At 62.1% G+C, this 15,671-nt stretch carries 13 protein-coding genes; 5 read left to right on the top strand and 8 right to left on the bottom strand.

Translation table 11 applies throughout. The annotated features are described in order from the left end of the window. Window positions 1-9: 9 nt before the first annotated feature. Together AC1DWA_RS29125 and nhaA are read right to left on the bottom strand one after the other, a co-directional pair. Window positions 10-519 (bottom strand): phage holin family protein, encoded by a 510-nt coding sequence (locus tag AC1DWA_RS29125; RefSeq protein ID WP_019746625.1) that lies wholly within the window; start codon window positions 517-519, stop codon window positions 10-12. Continuing rightward, complete coding sequence (gene nhaA, locus AC1DWA_RS29120) at window positions 516-1,850, bottom strand: Na+/H+ antiporter NhaA (protein ID WP_019746626.1); 1,335 nt, start codon at window positions 1,848-1,850, stop codon at window positions 516-518. The genes AC1DWA_RS29125 and nhaA overlap by 4 nt, the downstream gene beginning before the upstream one ends. A gap of 173 nt (window positions 1,851-2,023) precedes the next feature. Between nhaA and AC1DWA_RS29115 the strand changes: the two genes are divergently transcribed. Beyond that, on the top strand, window positions 2,024-3,391 hold the full coding sequence (locus AC1DWA_RS29115) for an MFS transporter (protein ID WP_477917382.1): 1,368 nt from the start codon (window positions 2,024-2,026) through the stop codon (window positions 3,389-3,391). Window positions 3,392-3,424: 33 nt separating this feature from the next. Here AC1DWA_RS29115 and AC1DWA_RS29110 read toward each other — a convergent pair whose 3' ends face one another. The 5 genes from AC1DWA_RS29110 to AC1DWA_RS29090 form a co-directional block, all read right to left on the bottom strand. Then, window positions 3,425-5,110 (bottom strand): purine-cytosine permease family protein, encoded by a 1,686-nt coding sequence (locus AC1DWA_RS29110; RefSeq protein WP_019746628.1) that lies wholly within the window; start codon window positions 5,108-5,110, stop codon window positions 3,425-3,427. A 135-nt stretch (window positions 5,111-5,245) separates the two neighbouring features. Then, window positions 5,246-6,301 carry an AAA family ATPase gene (locus tag AC1DWA_RS29105; protein WP_019746629.1) on the bottom strand — a complete coding sequence of 352 codons (1,056 nt, stop codon included), beginning with the start codon at window positions 6,299-6,301 and terminating at the stop codon, window positions 5,246-5,248. 10 nt (window positions 6,302-6,311) lie between these two features. After that, on the bottom strand, window positions 6,312-7,349 hold the full coding sequence (locus AC1DWA_RS29100; protein ID WP_019746630.1) for an aliphatic amidase: 1,038 nt from the start codon (window positions 7,347-7,349) through the stop codon (window positions 6,312-6,314). A 26-nt stretch (window positions 7,350-7,375) separates the two neighbouring features. Beyond that, window positions 7,376-7,996: an AmiS/UreI family transporter gene (locus tag AC1DWA_RS29095; RefSeq protein ID WP_019746631.1), complete on the bottom strand. Its 621-nt coding sequence runs from the start codon at window positions 7,994-7,996 to the stop codon at window positions 7,376-7,378. A 110-nt stretch (window positions 7,997-8,106) separates the two neighbouring features. Next, window positions 8,107-9,186 (bottom strand): substrate-binding domain-containing protein, encoded by a 1,080-nt coding sequence (locus AC1DWA_RS29090; RefSeq protein ID WP_020905975.1) that lies wholly within the window; start codon window positions 9,184-9,186, stop codon window positions 8,107-8,109. Between the two features lie 107 nt (window positions 9,187-9,293). Between AC1DWA_RS29090 and AC1DWA_RS29085 the strand changes: the two genes are divergently transcribed. Beyond that, window positions 9,294-9,719 (top strand): MarR family transcriptional regulator, encoded by a 426-nt coding sequence (locus AC1DWA_RS29085; protein WP_041815521.1) that lies wholly within the window; start codon window positions 9,294-9,296, stop codon window positions 9,717-9,719. Between the two features lie 37 nt (window positions 9,720-9,756). On the opposite strand, the gene acs is transcribed toward AC1DWA_RS29085, so the two are convergent. Then, window positions 9,757-11,688 carry an acetate--CoA ligase gene (acs, locus tag AC1DWA_RS29080; protein WP_020968268.1) on the bottom strand — a complete coding sequence of 644 codons (1,932 nt, stop codon included), beginning with the start codon at window positions 11,686-11,688 and terminating at the stop codon, window positions 9,757-9,759. 364 nt (window positions 11,689-12,052) lie between these two features. On the opposite strand from acs, the gene AC1DWA_RS29075 reads away from it, so the two are divergent. From AC1DWA_RS29075 to AC1DWA_RS29065, 3 genes are all read left to right on the top strand, one after another. Continuing rightward, window positions 12,053-13,669: a peptide ABC transporter substrate-binding protein gene (locus AC1DWA_RS29075; RefSeq protein WP_020968269.1), complete on the top strand. Its 1,617-nt coding sequence runs from the start codon at window positions 12,053-12,055 to the stop codon at window positions 13,667-13,669. 125 nt (window positions 13,670-13,794) lie between these two features. Beyond that, on the top strand, window positions 13,795-14,721 hold the full coding sequence (locus AC1DWA_RS29070) for an ABC transporter permease (RefSeq protein WP_019746637.1): 927 nt from the start codon (window positions 13,795-13,797) through the stop codon (window positions 14,719-14,721). Then, on the top strand, window positions 14,714-15,670 hold the full coding sequence (locus tag AC1DWA_RS29065) for an ABC transporter permease (protein ID WP_019746638.1): 957 nt from the start codon (window positions 14,714-14,716) through the stop codon (window positions 15,668-15,670). Before AC1DWA_RS29070 ends, AC1DWA_RS29065 begins: the two co-directional genes overlap by 8 nt. The last annotated feature ends 1 nt before the right edge of the window (window position 15,671 follow it).

Below are 15,671 nucleotides of genomic sequence, written 5' to 3'. Positions count from 1 at the left end.
TCAGACTCGCTACCGGCGCGCGTTGAAATCGACAGACGGCTTTGCGTCGTCATGGCTGCCGGGAAGGACGTTCTTGGCCTGCTTGAGCGATTCGATCGTCTTCTCCGGAGCCCTCAGCTTGCGCACACGCAGATAACCGAGCAGCGCCAGAATCGCGGTGGTCACCACCATGATCAGGAAGACGATGAGGAACGCCAGCCAGCGCGGCACCCAGGTATCGAGCATCTCGGCCAGGAAGAAAAAGAAGAAGAACGAGCTGAACAGCAGAACCGTGAAGGCCAGGATGAAGAAGACACTGCCCTGCAGACCCTTCTTGACCTCGCCCGTGACCTCGGCCTTGGCAAGTTCAACCTCGGCGCGCACGAGGGTGGAGACCTGTGCGGTCGCGTCCTTGACGAGGGCCCCGATGGTGGCCTCACCCGGCGTGCGGGCGTCCACATCGGTGAGAGGGATGGACGAGACCGTGTTCGGTACTCCATCTCCGGTGAAGCGCTGGCTCTCTCCGTTGGTCAAGCTCACTTGTCGACCTCTCCAGGTAGTTCTCTCGCGTCCGTGGCAATGGCGGTGGAAGCGTCGTCTCGAGCCGCATGAACTCGTCCACGTCGCCACAGCAGCGCTGATCCGATCAGCGATGCCACCAACGATGTCACGAGAACTGCGGCCTTCGCTATCTCGGCCTCGCTGCCATCGCCGACCCCGTCCAATGCGAGGTCTGCTACAAGCAGGCTAACGGTGAACCCGATGCCACCGAGAACTGAGAGGGCAAACATGTCTCTCAATTCCAGTGTCTTGGGCTTGGTGGCTATGCCCAATTTGATCGCGAGCAGGGAAATTCCGAAGATTCCGACGGTCTTTCCGACCAGAAGGCCGACGACAACCGATTGCCCGACGGGGTCGGTGAAAATGTCGCCGAGTACCGCGGCGTTGATCGGAACACCGGAGGCGAACAGTGCGAAGACGGGGACGCAGAAGCCTGCGGAGTACGGCTGAATGCGGTGCTCGAGGCGGCTGCCCGGCGCGTACTCCTCGTCCGGATCGCGCCTGACACGGGTGAGTAGGCCGAGCGCGACGCCCGCGAGTGTGGCGTGTATCCCCGCTTCGTGCATCGCGTACCAGGTCAGTAGTGCCAGCGGGACGTAGAGGAACGGCGTCGTGATGCGCTTGTGCTGGGCGTAGGCGTAGACAGCGAGGGCTGCGGCCGCGGTCAGCAGCCACAACATCGCGAGGGAGCCGGTGAACAGTACGGCGATGAGGATGATGGCGAGCAGATCGTCGACGACGGCCAGGCTGAGCAGGAAGACTCGGGCGCTTGCGGGGATCTTCGATCCGGTGAGAGCGAGCACGCCGAGGGCAAAAGCGATGTCCGTCGCGACGGGAATGGCCCAGCCCTTGTCCATACCTGGAGTGCCGAAGCCGATGGACGCCGCGATGATCGCGGGGACCAGGACGCCGCCGCACGCCGCGATGATCGGGAGCATCGCGGCTTTGCGGTCCGCGAGCTCGCCGACCACCAGTTCGCGTTTGAGTTCGAGGCCGGCGACGAAGAAGAAGACGGCAAGCAGTCCGTCTTGCGCCCAGGTGCCAAGGCTGAGGTCCAGATGGAGTGCAGACGGGCCGATCTGGAAGTCGCGCAGTGCGATGTAGCTTTCACCGAAAGGTGAGTTCACCCAGATCAGAGCGACGGCAGCGGCGATGAGCAGTATCGATCCGCCCACCGTTTCGGTGCGCAGATAGCGGGACAGTTCGGAACGCAAAGTGGAGATCACGCGTGGGGACGACCTTTGTTCGTGCACCCGAGTTCGGATGCAACAGACATGAACGTGATCGACGTTGTAAAGCATCGAATGCACGTGCCGACCAGACTTCCCGGCTCACCTTTACGGGATTTTATCGCGGATTGCTCGCTGAGCCGAATTAGCGAACCGAATTTGCGCCGGAAAACCCCGCGGGTGTTCAATTCCTACTGATTGGGACACCATCCCACCAATTGGACAATTTTCGTATAACGGCGCAGGAGCATGTTTTGAGCACGTCAGTCAGTGAGAACCCACCCAAGCCGGAGGGCGGCGACGCAGATACCGTCGCCGGAGTGCCGCGCAGCCGAATCGTGGTTGCCAGCATGGTGGGTACGTCCATCGAGTTCTACGACTTCTACATCTATGCAACAGCGGCAGTATCGGTGTTCCCGCACCTGTTCTTCCCGAAGGGCAACGACACCACCGCGCTTCTCGCGTCGTTGGCGACGTTCGGACTCGCGTTTGTCGCCCGTCCCCTCGGCTCGATTCTCTTCGGACACTTCGGTGACCGCGTCGGACGCAAGGCAACTCTGGTCGGCTCGCTGCTGACGATGGGCATCGCGACCTTCCTCATCGGACTGCTGCCCACTTATCACCAGATCGGTCTACTGGCCCCGGCGCTGTTGGCGCTCATGCGTTTCTGCCAGGGCCTCGGACTCGGCGGCGAATGGTCTGGCGCGGCTCTGCTCGCGACCGAGACGGCCAAGGAAGGCAAGCGGGCCTGGGCGGCGATGTGGCCGCAGCTCGGTGCACCCATCGGCTTCTTCATGGCCAACGGACTGTTCCTGATCATCACGCTGTTCATGAACCACGACAATTCCAGCCCGGACCTCGAAGGCGCCTTCCTGAGCTGGGGATGGCGAATTCCGTTCCTGCTCAGCGCAATCATGGTGATGATCGGCCTGTACGTCAGGCTCAAGCTCGAAGAGACCCCGGTGTTCGCGCGTGCAGTCGAGCGCGGCGAGAAGGTCAAGACCCCGGTCGCCGAGGTATTCAAGACCAGTTGGCGTCAGCTCATCATCGGTACGTTCGTGATGCTCGCGACGTACACGCTCTTCTACATCATGACCACCTGGGTACTCAGCCACGGAACCGGCAAGACGGCGGCCGACGGCGGAACCGGCGCCGGCTTCAAGTACACCGATTTCCTTGTCCTGCAGCTCATCGCAGTCGTGTTCTTCGCTGCCGCCGTGCCGGTCTCGGGTTGGCTTGCCGACCGTTACGGGCGTCGTATCACACTGCTGATCATCACCGGCCTGATCATGGTGTTCGGCTTGACCTTCGGCGTGTTCCTCGAACCGGACGGAATGAACGACGGTCGTATGTTGGCGTTCCTCATCGTGGGCATGCTGCTCATGGGCCTGACCTTCGGACCGATGAGTGCCGTTCTCCCGGAACTCTTCCCGACCAACGTCCGCTACACGGGCTCGGGAATCGCGTACAACACCGCCAGCATTCTGGGCGCTGCGGTGGCGCCGTTCATCGCCGTCTACCTCGCGAAGAACTACGGCGTCGGCTGGGTCGGCATCTACCTCCTCGTAGCTGCGACGCTGACTTTTGTTGCGCTGCTGGTCATGCGCGAGACCCTTTATTAACCCCCGGCGGTTAATAAAGGCGCACAGCAGTTGTCAGGGAAGCTGAGCAGGCAGGACGTGCTCACCGGTCTTGTCGGTGCTCAAGGCCAAGGAACTGATGTACTGCTTCTCGCCGTTGGGGCCGGGAACGTTCGACGCGAGCATGTCGGGTCGCTCGAACTCGATGCCGCTGACGCAGCACAGAAGCGTTTCACCCGAGGGGTTCCCGTACTCGTCGAACATCGGCAGGTCGATGCCGTCGTCGGTGCGTCGTAGGTAGTACTTGCCCTTGGTGGCGACGGCGAGGACCGGCGGCATCACCAGTGCGATGACGATCGCGACGATTGGGGAGAACGGCTTGATCGCCGAACCGAATGCGCCGAAGAACACCAGGATCGAAATGCCCGCGGCCAGCAGCATCGACACGAAGCCGACGGGGTTGACGTCGTAGAGCATCCCGCGTCGGAACTCGGGGACCTTCGGGGAGAGCTTCAACCAGTACTTGTTGATCGCGATGTCGGAGGCGACGACCACGACCCAGGCGATACCGCAGTTGGCGTAGAAGCCCAGGATCGTGTTGAGGAAGTCGAACATGTTGGCTTCCATCAAGATCAGTGCGATCGCCAGGTTGACCAGAACGAAGATCATGCGTCCCGGGTAGGTCTTGGTGACGCGGGTGTACGAGTTGGTCCAGGCCAGTGAGCCGGAGTACGCGTTGGTGACGTTGATCTTGATCTGGCTGATGACCACGAGGATCACGGCAAGGGTCATGGCCAGCCAGTGCGGCATCATGTCCTGGTAGATCTCGAGAAACTGGTGCACGGGCTGGTTGGCGATCGAAGATCCGTCGACGACGTTCGCGATGATGTACACGGCGAGGAACAGTCCGACGATCTGCTTGAACGCGCCGAAGATGACCCAGCCGGGCCCCGCGAGAATTACTGCAGCCCACCAACGACGGGTGTTCTCCGGCGTCTTGGGCGGCATGAAGCGTAGGTAGTCGATCTGCTCGGCGATCTGTGCGATCAGCGACAGGCAGACACCCGCGGCCAGCATCACCGATCCGAAGTTGACGCCCTTGCCGTTTGCGCCGTCCTCACCGCCGAAGGCGAAGAACGCGCTCACCGAATCTGGGTGCTTGAACAGCAGATACAGGAACGGCAGCACCATCATGACGAGCCACAGAGGCGTCGTCCACACTTGGAGCTTTGCCAGAGCCTTCATTCCGTAGATGACCAGTGGAATGACCATCAGGGTCGAGACCGCGTAGCCGATCGAGAGTGGGATCCCGAGCCCCAGTTTCAAACCCTGGGCCATGATGGAACCTTCGAGCGCGAAGAAGATGAAGGTGAACGTCGCGAAGATGACGTTGGTGACCACGGAGCCGTAGTAGCCGAAACCGCTTCCGCGCGTGATCAAATCGAGGTCGATGTTGTATCGCGCGGCGTAGTAGGCGAGTGGGAAGCCGGTGGCCATGATGACGACGGCAAACACGGCGATGCCCAGCAATGCGTTACCGGTGCCGTACGAGATGCCGATGTTGGCGCCGATCGAGAAGTCTGCGAGATACGCGATTCCGCCGAGTGCGGAGGTCGCGACGACGCCGGTTCCCCATTTGCGGTAGCTGCGTGGCGCAAATCGGAGGGTGTAGTCCTCCAGAGTCTCCTTCAGTGCGGCGTTCTCACCGAGATCTGCCCTGTCCGGTGCGCCGGCGGACACCTGCTCGTTCACTGCTGTCATGACGTCACTTCCCCTGGGTGCCTGTGCATGTGCACTTTGTGGTGCAGGCACCCAACCTAGGGAGGTGGCGTTACGCGGACATGTTTGAAATGTGTCGCCCACGTTGCGGATTCGATCCGCAACGTGAGCGAGCACTCATGGGACTTTCTTTACCTGTATCTGATCACCAACTGCCCGCGCCTGCAAGGCGAGTGGCTGCGTCCCGACTGGTCGTAGGTCGAGAACGGCGGCGGCCACCGGGTCGGCCAAGACGTTTCGGATGGTTCGGCGCAGGCCACGTGCTCCGTACACCGGATCGAATCCGCGCCGTTGCAACAGTGCGACGGCGCTGTCGTCCACGTCGACGTCGACGCCTCTCCTGGCCAACCGAGTCGTGATCAGTTCGATCTCGAGCCGGGTCACTTGTTCTGCGGTCTGTTCGTCGAACTCGTCGAGGATCACGGTTTCGTCGATGCGGTTGAAGAACTCGGGGTCGAAGAACTTCTCGAGAGCGCGCTGCACCAAGTGGTGACCATGGTGTGGTCGATCGATCCGGACGCGATCGGCGAGCTGCCGCACCCGGGACCGTCGACGTTCCGCCACCGCAGCAGAACCGAGATTCGAGGTCAGGAACACGTAGCTGTTGCGGAACGAGATCTTCTGCTGACCGTTCGCCAACCGGAGTTCGCCGTTGTCGAGGACCTGCAGGAGCGCACGTAGAACGGTGGGGTCGGCCTTCTCCACTTCGTCGAACAGGACGATTCCGGGGGTGTACGGATCGCCCTCGACGGTGTTCTTGTCGAACAGTGTGAAGGACTCCTTGCTGCCGGCGTACCCAGGCGGTGCCCCGGAGAACGACGCCGCATAATGCTCTTGAGCAAGAGCATTCATGTCGATGCGGCACAGATCGTCGGGCCCGGACCGTAGTTCCGCGGCCACGCGCCGCACCAACTCCGTCTTGCCGACGCCGGTGGGGCCGACCAGAAGGATGTTGGCGAGCGGACGCGTCGGATCCGTGGCACCGACATGCGCGATCGAAATCGCCCGAACCACTGCGTCGACGGCGGCCTGTTGTCCGACGATCTTGGAACTGAGGGCTTTCGAGAGCTTGCGAGCGTCGAAGGCCCCGACCGGTACGGGTTCGGATCGTTCCTCGGCTGGTGGCGGTGCTGCACTGTTCCGGTCATGGAGCATGTCGGTGATATACGGCACAGCGAGATCCTTAAACTTCGATTGTCTTCTCGACCGGCAGGTTTCCGACGCGGCAGTCCGCTACGCCCACTGTGTCTCGGGTGATGGCCTCGACGCGTTCCTGAGCCTTCTGGGCATCGGTGACCCACAGCTTGTAGAACTCGAACGGGCAGTCCGCGACGCCCTTGTCTCCGTCTCCTGCAGCGTGCACGCCGGAGTATCCGCGGTGAAGGAGCTTGAAGATGTGGTTCTGGGACTGATCGTTCTCGCGTGCATCGCGAATGGCGGAAACGGACAGCTGTGCGTACTGGATTCCGTATTCCTCCTCACCGGTTTCACCCAACGTCCGACCGTCGAATCCGATGATCGCGGAGTGTCCGAAGTAGGAGTAGACGCCGTCGAATCCGGCCGCATTGGCAACTGCCACATAACAATTGTTGGCCCAGGCCATTGCCTTGGACATCATCACCTGCTGGTCCTTGGCGGGGTACATGTAGCCCTGGCAGCGGACGATGAGTTCTGCACCCTTCATCGCGCAGTCACGCCAGATCTCCGGGTAGTTGCCGTCGTCGCAGATGATGAGCGAGATCTTCAGGCCCTTGGGACCCTCGGATACGTACGTGGTGTCGCCGGGGTACCAACCTTCGATGGGGCACCAGGGCAGGATCTTTCGGTATTTCTGAACGATTTCGCCCTTGTTGTCGATGAGAATCAACGTGTTGTACGGCGGCTTGTTCGGGTGGTCTTCGTGCTGTTCACCGGTGATGGAGAAGATTCCCCAGGTATCGGCCTCGCGGCAAGCGGCGGAAAAGATTGCGGTCTCGTCACCGGGGATGGTTGCCGCTGTCGCATACATCTCCTCTTCGTTGTACATGATTCCCTGCGTGGAGTATTCGGGGAATACCACCAGATCCATTCCGGGGAGTCCGGTCTTCATGCCGATCATCATGTCGGCGATCTTGCGCGCGTTCTCGAGAACTCCGGCGCGATCGTGCAGGCGGGGCATCTTGTAGTTGACTACTGCTACGCCGACCGTGTCGTTGCTCGAGGAGATGTCACCGTGTCGCATTGTCTTTCACTCCTTGGTTGTGTGGATCAGTTGAAGACTGGATGAGTCTGGGGTACTGCGGCTTTGGGTGCGGCGAGGATCTTGGCCAGGCCGAGGAGAACCAGAAGCGCTCCGGCCCAACCGGCGGCTACCGCGGGTGTGGTGTGGAAGTTGTCGGTCAGGATCAGAAAGGCAGGAACAGTGCAGGTGGGCTGGCTCAGCAGGACTGCTGCCCAGCCGGTGAAGCGGCTGAGGTTCTCGCGGCCGAGGCCGAGCACCAGGAAGAACAGCGTCCACAGTGCTGCCCATGCGAGCCAGATGACCCCGAAGACGGGGTCGTTGCTCACCGTGAACGAGAGGAAGGAGTACACGAGCGCGGCGCACGCGACGAACAGTGAGAACCACCCGATTCCTTCCGGTTCGAAGCCGGCGAGATTGCTGATTCCCACGTAGAGGTAGGTGAATCCGAACAGGTAGAGACCTGAGGCCGCCAGGACGGCGCTCGAATCTCCCTGTGCCTGAATCAACAAAACGGTGGGGACGACGCATTGAAGTGCGCCGACGAAGAGGTTGAGGACCGAGGCGGATCGAACGGGAACTGTGCCGAGCAGCATCAGTCCGTTGACGAAGAGGACGGCTCCCACGTAAAGCAAACCAACACTGCCCATCGGGCACCTCCGGTTACTTTCGGGACGGGTTACTTTCAAATGAAATGATTCCAAATGAAACTAAGTGATGCGCGCCACAGAAGTCAAGAGGTGGATCTCAGGGGAAGGTTTCAGAGGGTGGCGATGATCGAGAAGTCGAGTCCGTCGGCGACGGCCAGCTGAATCTTCTGTCGTGCAACGCGATCGCGAAACTCGACGGTTCCGCGAGGGCCGTCGTACGCGGCGCCTTCGACGACGGCGTCCAGGGCGTGCGGGTGGGTGCTGTCGGCGCGTCGAACCAGGGCCGAAAGGGTATGTATCCCTTCGTAACACGACTCGGCAGCGTTGTTCAGTGCCGGGGCGTGCGCGCCGTGCAGTGCGATGTAGCGCCCGAGCAGGTCCATGGAGTTACCGTCGACCATCGAGCGGAAGTACGCTGCCGAGGCAAACAGGTTCCGGGTTGCGCGGGGGCCGCTTGCGAGCAGCATGTTTTCTTCCATCAACGGGCTGAACCGGATCATCGACTCGTCGAGGCCTCGGCGGGCGAAGGCTCGGTTGAAGTCGACGGCGTCCTGCCCGACGAGGAGCATGATCACGCCGTCGCAACCGGAGTTCGAGACGGTCTCGACCAACTGCTTCATGTTGCCGCGCCCCAGATCGACAAACGAACCGCCGACCAGGGTGAGGTCGAGTTCGGTGGCGAATTGCCTCACGGCCCCGAGCGAGCTGTGAGGCCAGATGTAGTCGTCGCCGACGACGAACCACTTGCGCGCTCCGACGTTGTCGCGCAGCCACTTCAGTGCCGGCGCGATCTGCTGTCGTGGTGTTTCGCCTGAACAGTAGATTCCTGGTCTGACCTCGCCGCCCTCGTAGAGCGAGGTGTACGAGTACGGAATACGGCCTGCGACCACCGGTGCGAGTGCGTGGCGGACCGAGGAGATGTGCCAACCGCTGACGGCGTCGATGTCACCTGCGTCGAGTAGCTGTTGCACGCGGGCTGCGACGACGCCCGGCGAGGCGCCGCCGTCGATCACTTCGATCTGGACTTCGCGTCCCAGTACGCCGCCGGAGTTGTTGAGGTCGCGGGCGGCCAATTCGCTGATCGCCTCACACGACGGACCGAACAGTCCGGCCGGTCCTTGGAGGGGAACCACCATGCCCAGGCGCCATACGGCGCTGCGCGCGCGTTCGAGCGCGCCGGTAGCGCTCATGCGTCGCCGCCGGAATCGGAAGTCAGCGGCCTGGCCTGGGTTACTATCATTTCATTTGAAAGTATTGCCCGAGAAGTGTGAAGTACGCAACAGCGGGGGAGCGATCAGTGGGAAAAAGTGACTCCGGAATTCTTGATGCTTCGCTGACGACCGCGCTGGTCCGAGCGGCTCGAATGGCCGCGGCAGCGGCGGAGAAGACGCTGGCGGCTGAGAATCTCACTCTCGATCACTGGATGACGCTCGAAGCCTTGGCGTCGACCGAGGGGCTGACGATGGCTGAGCTGCGCGATCGAACGGGAACACCGGCTCCGACGCTGACGCGAGTTGCGGACAAGTTGGTCTCGCTTGCGCTGATCTATCGGGAGGTCGGTGAGGACGATCGCCGGAAGGTGCGCGTGTTTCTCTCCTCGCGTGGAAAGTCTCTGCACAAGCGGGTTGCCGCAGACATTCGCGTGGCCGAGGAGTCTTGGCTGACGTCGAAAGAGGAAGTGAAGTTGCGAGAGGGGCTCCGCCCCTGTGCGCCTTTCCGGTAGTGGGGACTACCAGAAAGGCGCACGGGGGCCGAAGGCCCTACTTGCCGCGGATTGCGTCGAATACCTTGGGATCGACCAGGGTTGAGGTGTCTCCGAGGTCGCGGCCTTCGGCGACGTCGCGCAGGAGGCGGCGCATGATCTTGCCTGATCGGGTTTTTGGCAGTTCCGGCACGATCGTGATCTGACGCGGCTTGGCGATGGGGCTGATGTCGGTGGAGACCTGCGCCTTGAGCTCGGCGATCAGAACCTCACCGGTGTTCTCGACGCCTTCGCGCAGGATGACGAACGCGACGATGCCCTGTCCGGTGGTCTCGTCCGCGGCACCGACGACGGCAGCTTCGGCGACTCCGTGATGGTTGACCAGTGCTGACTCCACCTCGGAGGTGGAGATGCGGTGACCGGAGACGTTCATGACGTCGTCGACGCGGCCGAGGACCCAGAGGGCGCCGTCGTCGTCGTACTTGGCGCCGTCACCGGCGAAGTACCAGCCTTCTTCGGCGTAGCGGGACCAGTAGGTGTCGCGGTAGCGGTCCATGTCGCCCCAGATGCCGCGGAGCATCGCCGGCCACGGCTCGTCGAGGACGAGGTAACCGTTGCCGCCGGGGCCGAGGGGCTTGGCGTCGTCGTCGACGATCTTCGCGGAAATGCCCGGCAGTGGTGCCATCGCGGATCCGGGCTTGGTGGCGGTGATACCGGGCAGCGGGGAGATCATGATCGCGCCGGTCTCGGTCTGCCACCAGGTGTCGACGATGGGAGCCTTGTTGCCGCCGATGACGTCGCGGAACCAGCGCCACGCTTCGGGGTTGATGGGCTCGCCCACAGATCCGAGCAAACGGATCGAAGACAAGTCGTGGGCGTCGGGAATTTCCCGGCCCCACTTCATGAACGTGCGCACGAGGGTGGGTGCGGTGTAGTAGATGGAGACGCCGTACTTCTCGATGATGTCGAAGTGGCGGTGCTCGTTCGGGGAGTTGGGGGTGCCTTCGTAGACGACCTGGGTGACACCGTTGGAGAGGGGGCCGTAGACGATGTAGGAGTGTCCGGTGACCCAGCCGATGTCGGCGGTGCACCAGTAGACGTCTTGTCCCGCTTTGTGATCGAAGACGTTGTGGTGGGTGTACGACGCCTGGGTGAGGTAGCCGCCGGAGGTGTGGATGATGCCCTTGGGCTTACCGGTGGTGCCGGAGGTGTAGAGGATGAACAGGGGATGTTCGGCGTCGAAGGCCTGCGCTTCGTGCTCGGGCGAGGCTTGCGCGACGGTCTCGTGCCACCACAGGTCGCGGCCGTCGGTCCACTCGACGTCGATGCCGGTCCGGTTGACCACCAACACGTTCTGGACGGAGTCGGCGCCGGCGACGGATTCGTCGACCGCTGTTTTGATGGGTGCTGCGGCGCCGCGTCGCCACTGGCCGTCGACGGTGACGACGAGCTTGGCTTGGGCGTCGTCGATGCGTGAGCGTAGGGCGGTGGCGGAGAATCCGGCGAAGACGACCGAGTGCGTCAGGCCGAGGCGGGCGCAGGCGAGCATGGTGACGATCGCTTCGGGGATCATCGGCATGTAGATCGCGACGCGGTCACCGGCGACGAGGCCGAGGTCGGTGAAAGTGTTTGCGGCGCGGCTGACTTCGGCGAGGAGGTCGTTGTAGGTCAGATCCCGGGAATCGCCTGGTTCGCCTTCGAATGCAATGGCGACGCGGTCGCCGTTGCCGGCGAGGACGTGGCGGTCGACGCAGTTGTAGGCGACGTTGAGCTTGCCGCCGACGAACCACTTGGCGACGGGGGCGTCGGTCCAGTCGAGGACGTCGGTCCATTTCTCGTGCCAGTGAAGGCGCTCAGCCTGATTCGCCCAGAAAGCGAGGCGGTCGGTATCTGCGGCAGCCTGCAACTCCGGTCCCGCGTTGGCGGCCGCAGCGAACTCTGCGCTCGGCGGATATGCCTGGGGGACGTCTGTTTCGGCTGCGCTTGTCATGGCTGACGGCCTTCTTTCCACATTGATCGACACTTTTCTGACTCCGTGTGAGGGTAGTCACAAGCTCGCTCAAACGCACCGTTGCATCACGTTGCAACCCGTTGTCCTGCGACGATCGGTCGAATCGATGCGACGGGTGGTCACTTCCGCCGACGAATGAATGTGTCCGAATTCAATTACCCCCAATTTTCCAACAATGGGTGCGGTGCGCGCTTCGGGTTCGATGTGTCTATTGTCAAACCATTATTCGACCGCAACTCGAAGTCACGTTCACTTTCAGTTGTAGGCGACACGACGCCGGCAGTTACGGCTGTCGGCAGGCCGCGAGCATGCTCGGGGTCACTTAGATGTGGAAGGAATTCCTTTGCGTATCTCACGCATAGCGACCGGCGCGGTCGCGCTCGGAATGACGGCAGTGCTGATCACGGCATGTTCGTCCGGCGATTCGTCGGGCGGATCGTCCAGTGGCGTCGTCAACGCCTGGGCGGGCGAGCCTCAGAACCCGTTGATCCCCACGAACACGAGTGAGAACATGGGCGGCCGCGTCCTCGACTCGCTGTTCTCCGGTCTCGTTTCGTACACCGCAGACGGCGGTACGGAGAACGAGGTTGCCGAGTCCATCGAGAGCACCGACGGTCAGAACTTCACCGTCAAGCTCAAGGACGGCTGGACCTTCACGGACGGCACCCCCGTCACCGCGAAGTCGTTCGTCGACGCGTGGAACTACGGAGCCCTCTCCACCAACGCTCAGCTTCAGGCATCGTTCTTCGATCCGATCAAGGGCTACGACGAAGTTGCCGCCGAGGTTCCGACGGCACAGACCATGTCGGGTCTGAAGGTTGTGGACGACTCCACCTTCACCATCGAACTCAAGCAGCCCGAGTCGGCGTTCCCCGATCGCCTCGGCTTCACGGCGTACTACCCGCTGCCCGAGGTCGCGTTCAAGGACATGACCGCCTTCGGTGAGAACCCGATCGGCAACGGCCCGTACAAGCTCGACGGAACCGGCGCGTGGCAGCACAACGTCCGCATCGACACCGTCGTGAACCCGGACTACAACGGCAACCGTAAGCCGAAGAACGCCGGCGTCGACTTCATCATGTACAACAGCCTCGACACGGCGTACACCGATCTCCTGGCCAACAACGTCGACGTTCTCGACCAGGTTCCTCCGAGCGCCGTCACGACCTTCGAGTCGGACCTGCCCGGACGCACCGTCAACCAGCCGTCGGCAACCATCGAGACGTTCACGATCCCGGGTCGCCTGCCGCACTTCAGCGGTGAAGAGGGCATGCTCCGCCGTCAGGCGATCTCGATGGCGATCAACCGCGATCAGATCACCCAGCAGATCTTCAACAAGACCAGGACGCCTGCACTCGACTTCACCAGCCCCGCGATCAAGGGCTGGAACGACTCGCTGACCGGTAACAGCAACGTGAAGTTCGATCCTGAGGCGGCCAAGGCTGCTTGGGCCAAGGCCGACGCCATCGCACCGTGGTCCGGCAGCTTCGAGATCGCCTACAACTCCGACGGCGGACACCAGGAATGGGTCGATGCCACGGCGAACAGCATCCGCAACACCCTCGGTATCGACGCGAAGGGCAAGCAGTACGCCACCTTCGCTCAGATCCGCACCGAAGCCACCGACCGCACCATCCAGAGCTCTTTCCGCTCCGGTTGGCAGGGCGACTACCCGCAGCAGTACGGCTTCCTGGCGCAGAACTACCAGACCGGCGGCAGCTCCAACGACGGTGACTACTCCAACCCCGAGTTCGACCGCCTCCTGCGCGAATCGGCCGGCCAGACCGATCAGGCGAAGGCTCAGGAACTGCTCGATCAGGCCCAGGAAGTCCTGCTCAAGGACCTGCCCGCAGTTCCGACGTGGTACCGCAACGCTGCCAGTGGATGGTCGGAGAACGTTTCCAACGTGACCATCAGCTGGAACGGTGTTCCGGTCTACGAAGACATCGAAAAGAACTGACGCGTAGAACGATCCGCATCTGAAACGTGAGTTCGGGGCGGCAGGCGCCCTGCCTGCCGTCCCGAACTCGTGTTCACACCGGACTGTCCGCTGACGTACACGATCATCGACAAGGAGGTGATCCGATGCTCTGGTACATCGGTCGCCGAGTGCTTCAAATGATCCCGGTTTTTCTCGGGGCCACTCTTCTGATCTACGCCATGGTCTTCCTGCTTCCCGGTGATCCGATTGCCGCGTTGGCGGGCGACAAGGCGCTCAGTCCGGCTGTGGCAGCACAGCTTCGGGAGCGCTACCACCTCGATCTCCCCTTCTATCAGCAGTACCTGCTGTACCTGAAGGGCATCTTCACGCTGGACTTCGGCACGTCGTTCTCCGGACGACCTGTCAGTGAAGTTCTGGCACAGGCATTTCCGATCACGATGAAACTTGCCTTCATGGCACTGATCGTCGAGACGGTCTTCGGTGTCGGCTTCGGCCTCATCGCGGGCCTGCGTAAGGGCGGATTCTTCGACAGCACCGTCCTGCTGTTCAGCCTCGTTCTCATCGCCATCCCGATCTTCGTGATCGGCTTCCTGGCTCAGTTCTTCATCGGCGTCAAATGGGGCATCGTCCCGCCGACGGTCGGTGGTAACACCAGCTTCACCAATCTCCTGCTCCCTGCCCTGGTTCTTGGTTCGGTCTCGTTCGCGTACGTACTGCGACTGACCCGAACGTCCGTGGCGGAGAATCTGACTGCCGATTACGTCCGCACCGCTACCGCCAAGGGACTTTCCCGTGGACGAGTGGTTCGCGTGCACGTGTTGCGCAACTCGCTGATCCCCGTGGTCACGTTCCTGGGTGCCGACCTCGCGACGTTGATGGGCGGCGCCATCGTCACCGAGGGCATCTTCAACATCAACGGCGTCGGTGGCACGATCTACCAGGCCGTGACCAGAGGTGAAGCGCCGACGGTGGTTTCGTTCGTCACCATCCTGATCGTGATCTACCTGATCGCGAATCTGCTCGTCGACCTCTTGTACGCCGCGCTCGATCCGAGGATCCGCTATGTCTGAGACCGTGAAGACCGGACGCGCAGTCCGGCAAAGTCATTTCGTGGCGCCGCCCGAAGTTGCGGCACCGGGGGAGACGGACGCCGTCAAACTCGATCAGGCGCCGACGAGCATGTGGACCGATGCGTGGCGCGACCTACGCAAGCGTCCCCTGTTCATCATCTCGACGATCATCATCCTCGCGGTCATCGTCATCGCAGCGTTTCCGAGCTTGTTCACGAGCACCGATCCGCGGTTCTGCGACCTGACCTACAGCATGCAGGGGCCGACCTCAGGGCACTGGTTCGGTTTCGACCGCCAGGGCTGTGACGTGTACTCGCGCACCATCTACGGTGCTCGCGCATCCGTACTCGTGGGCGTCGGTGTCACTGCGTCGGTGCTGGTGATCGGCGTGATCTTCGGTGCGCTGTCCGGTTTCTACGGCGGATGGACCGATTCGATCCTCTCCCGTGTCGCCGACATCTTCTTCGGCATCCCGCTGATCCTGGCTGCCATCGTCCTCATGCAGCTGTTCACCGATCGCACCATCTGGACCGTCGTCGGCGTGCTGGCGCTCTTCGGCTGGCCGCAGATGGCAAGAATCGCTCGAGGCGCGGTGATCTCGGCGAAGAACAACGATTACGTCATGGCCTCGGAAGCGTTGGGTGTCTCGAAGCTCAAGACACTGATCCGCCACGTCATCCCGAACTCGTTGGCGCCCATCATCGTGGTCGCCACCATCTCGCTCGGTACGTACATCGTTGCCGAGGCGACGCTGTCCTTCCTCGGTATCGGTCTTCCGTCCACCGAGGTTTCGTGGGGCGGCGACATCAGCAACGCACAGGTGACGCTGCGTCAGGGTTCGACCATTCTGTTCTACCCGGCAACGGCTTTGGCGATCACCGTTCTCGGATTCATCATGATGGGTGACGCTCTGCGCGACGCCCTCGATCCCAAGTCGCGGAAGCGGTGAG

The organism is Rhodococcus sp. P4_F3_2 (assembly GCF_056401335.1).
The sequence above is the reverse complement of the archived record's forward strand: the minus strand, read 5'-3'. Positions and strand labels throughout refer to the sequence as shown.

Coding starts and splice junctions, on each gene's coding strand:
- AC1DWA_RS29110 (WP_019746628.1), bottom strand. CDS start 5,110: ATGACAGCAGTGAACGAGCAGGTGTCCGCCGGCGCACCGGACAGGGCA.
- AC1DWA_RS29100 (WP_019746630.1), bottom strand. CDS start 7,349: ATGCGACACGGTGACATCTCCTCGAGCAACGACACGGTCGGCGTAGCA.
- AC1DWA_RS29095 (WP_019746631.1), bottom strand. CDS start 7,996: ATGGGCAGTGTTGGTTTGCTTTACGTGGGAGCCGTCCTCTTCGTCAAC.
- AC1DWA_RS29090 (WP_020905975.1), bottom strand. CDS start 9,186: ATGAGCGCTACCGGCGCGCTCGAACGCGCGCGCAGCGCCGTATGGCGC.
- acs (WP_020968268.1), bottom strand. CDS start 11,688: ATGACAAGCGCAGCCGAAACAGACGTCCCCCAGGCATATCCGCCGAGC.
- AC1DWA_RS29070 (WP_019746637.1), top strand. CDS start 13,795: ATGCTCTGGTACATCGGTCGCCGAGTGCTTCAAATGATCCCGGTTTTT.
- AC1DWA_RS29065 (WP_019746638.1), top strand. CDS start 14,714: ATGTCTGAGACCGTGAAGACCGGACGCGCAGTCCGGCAAAGTCATTTC.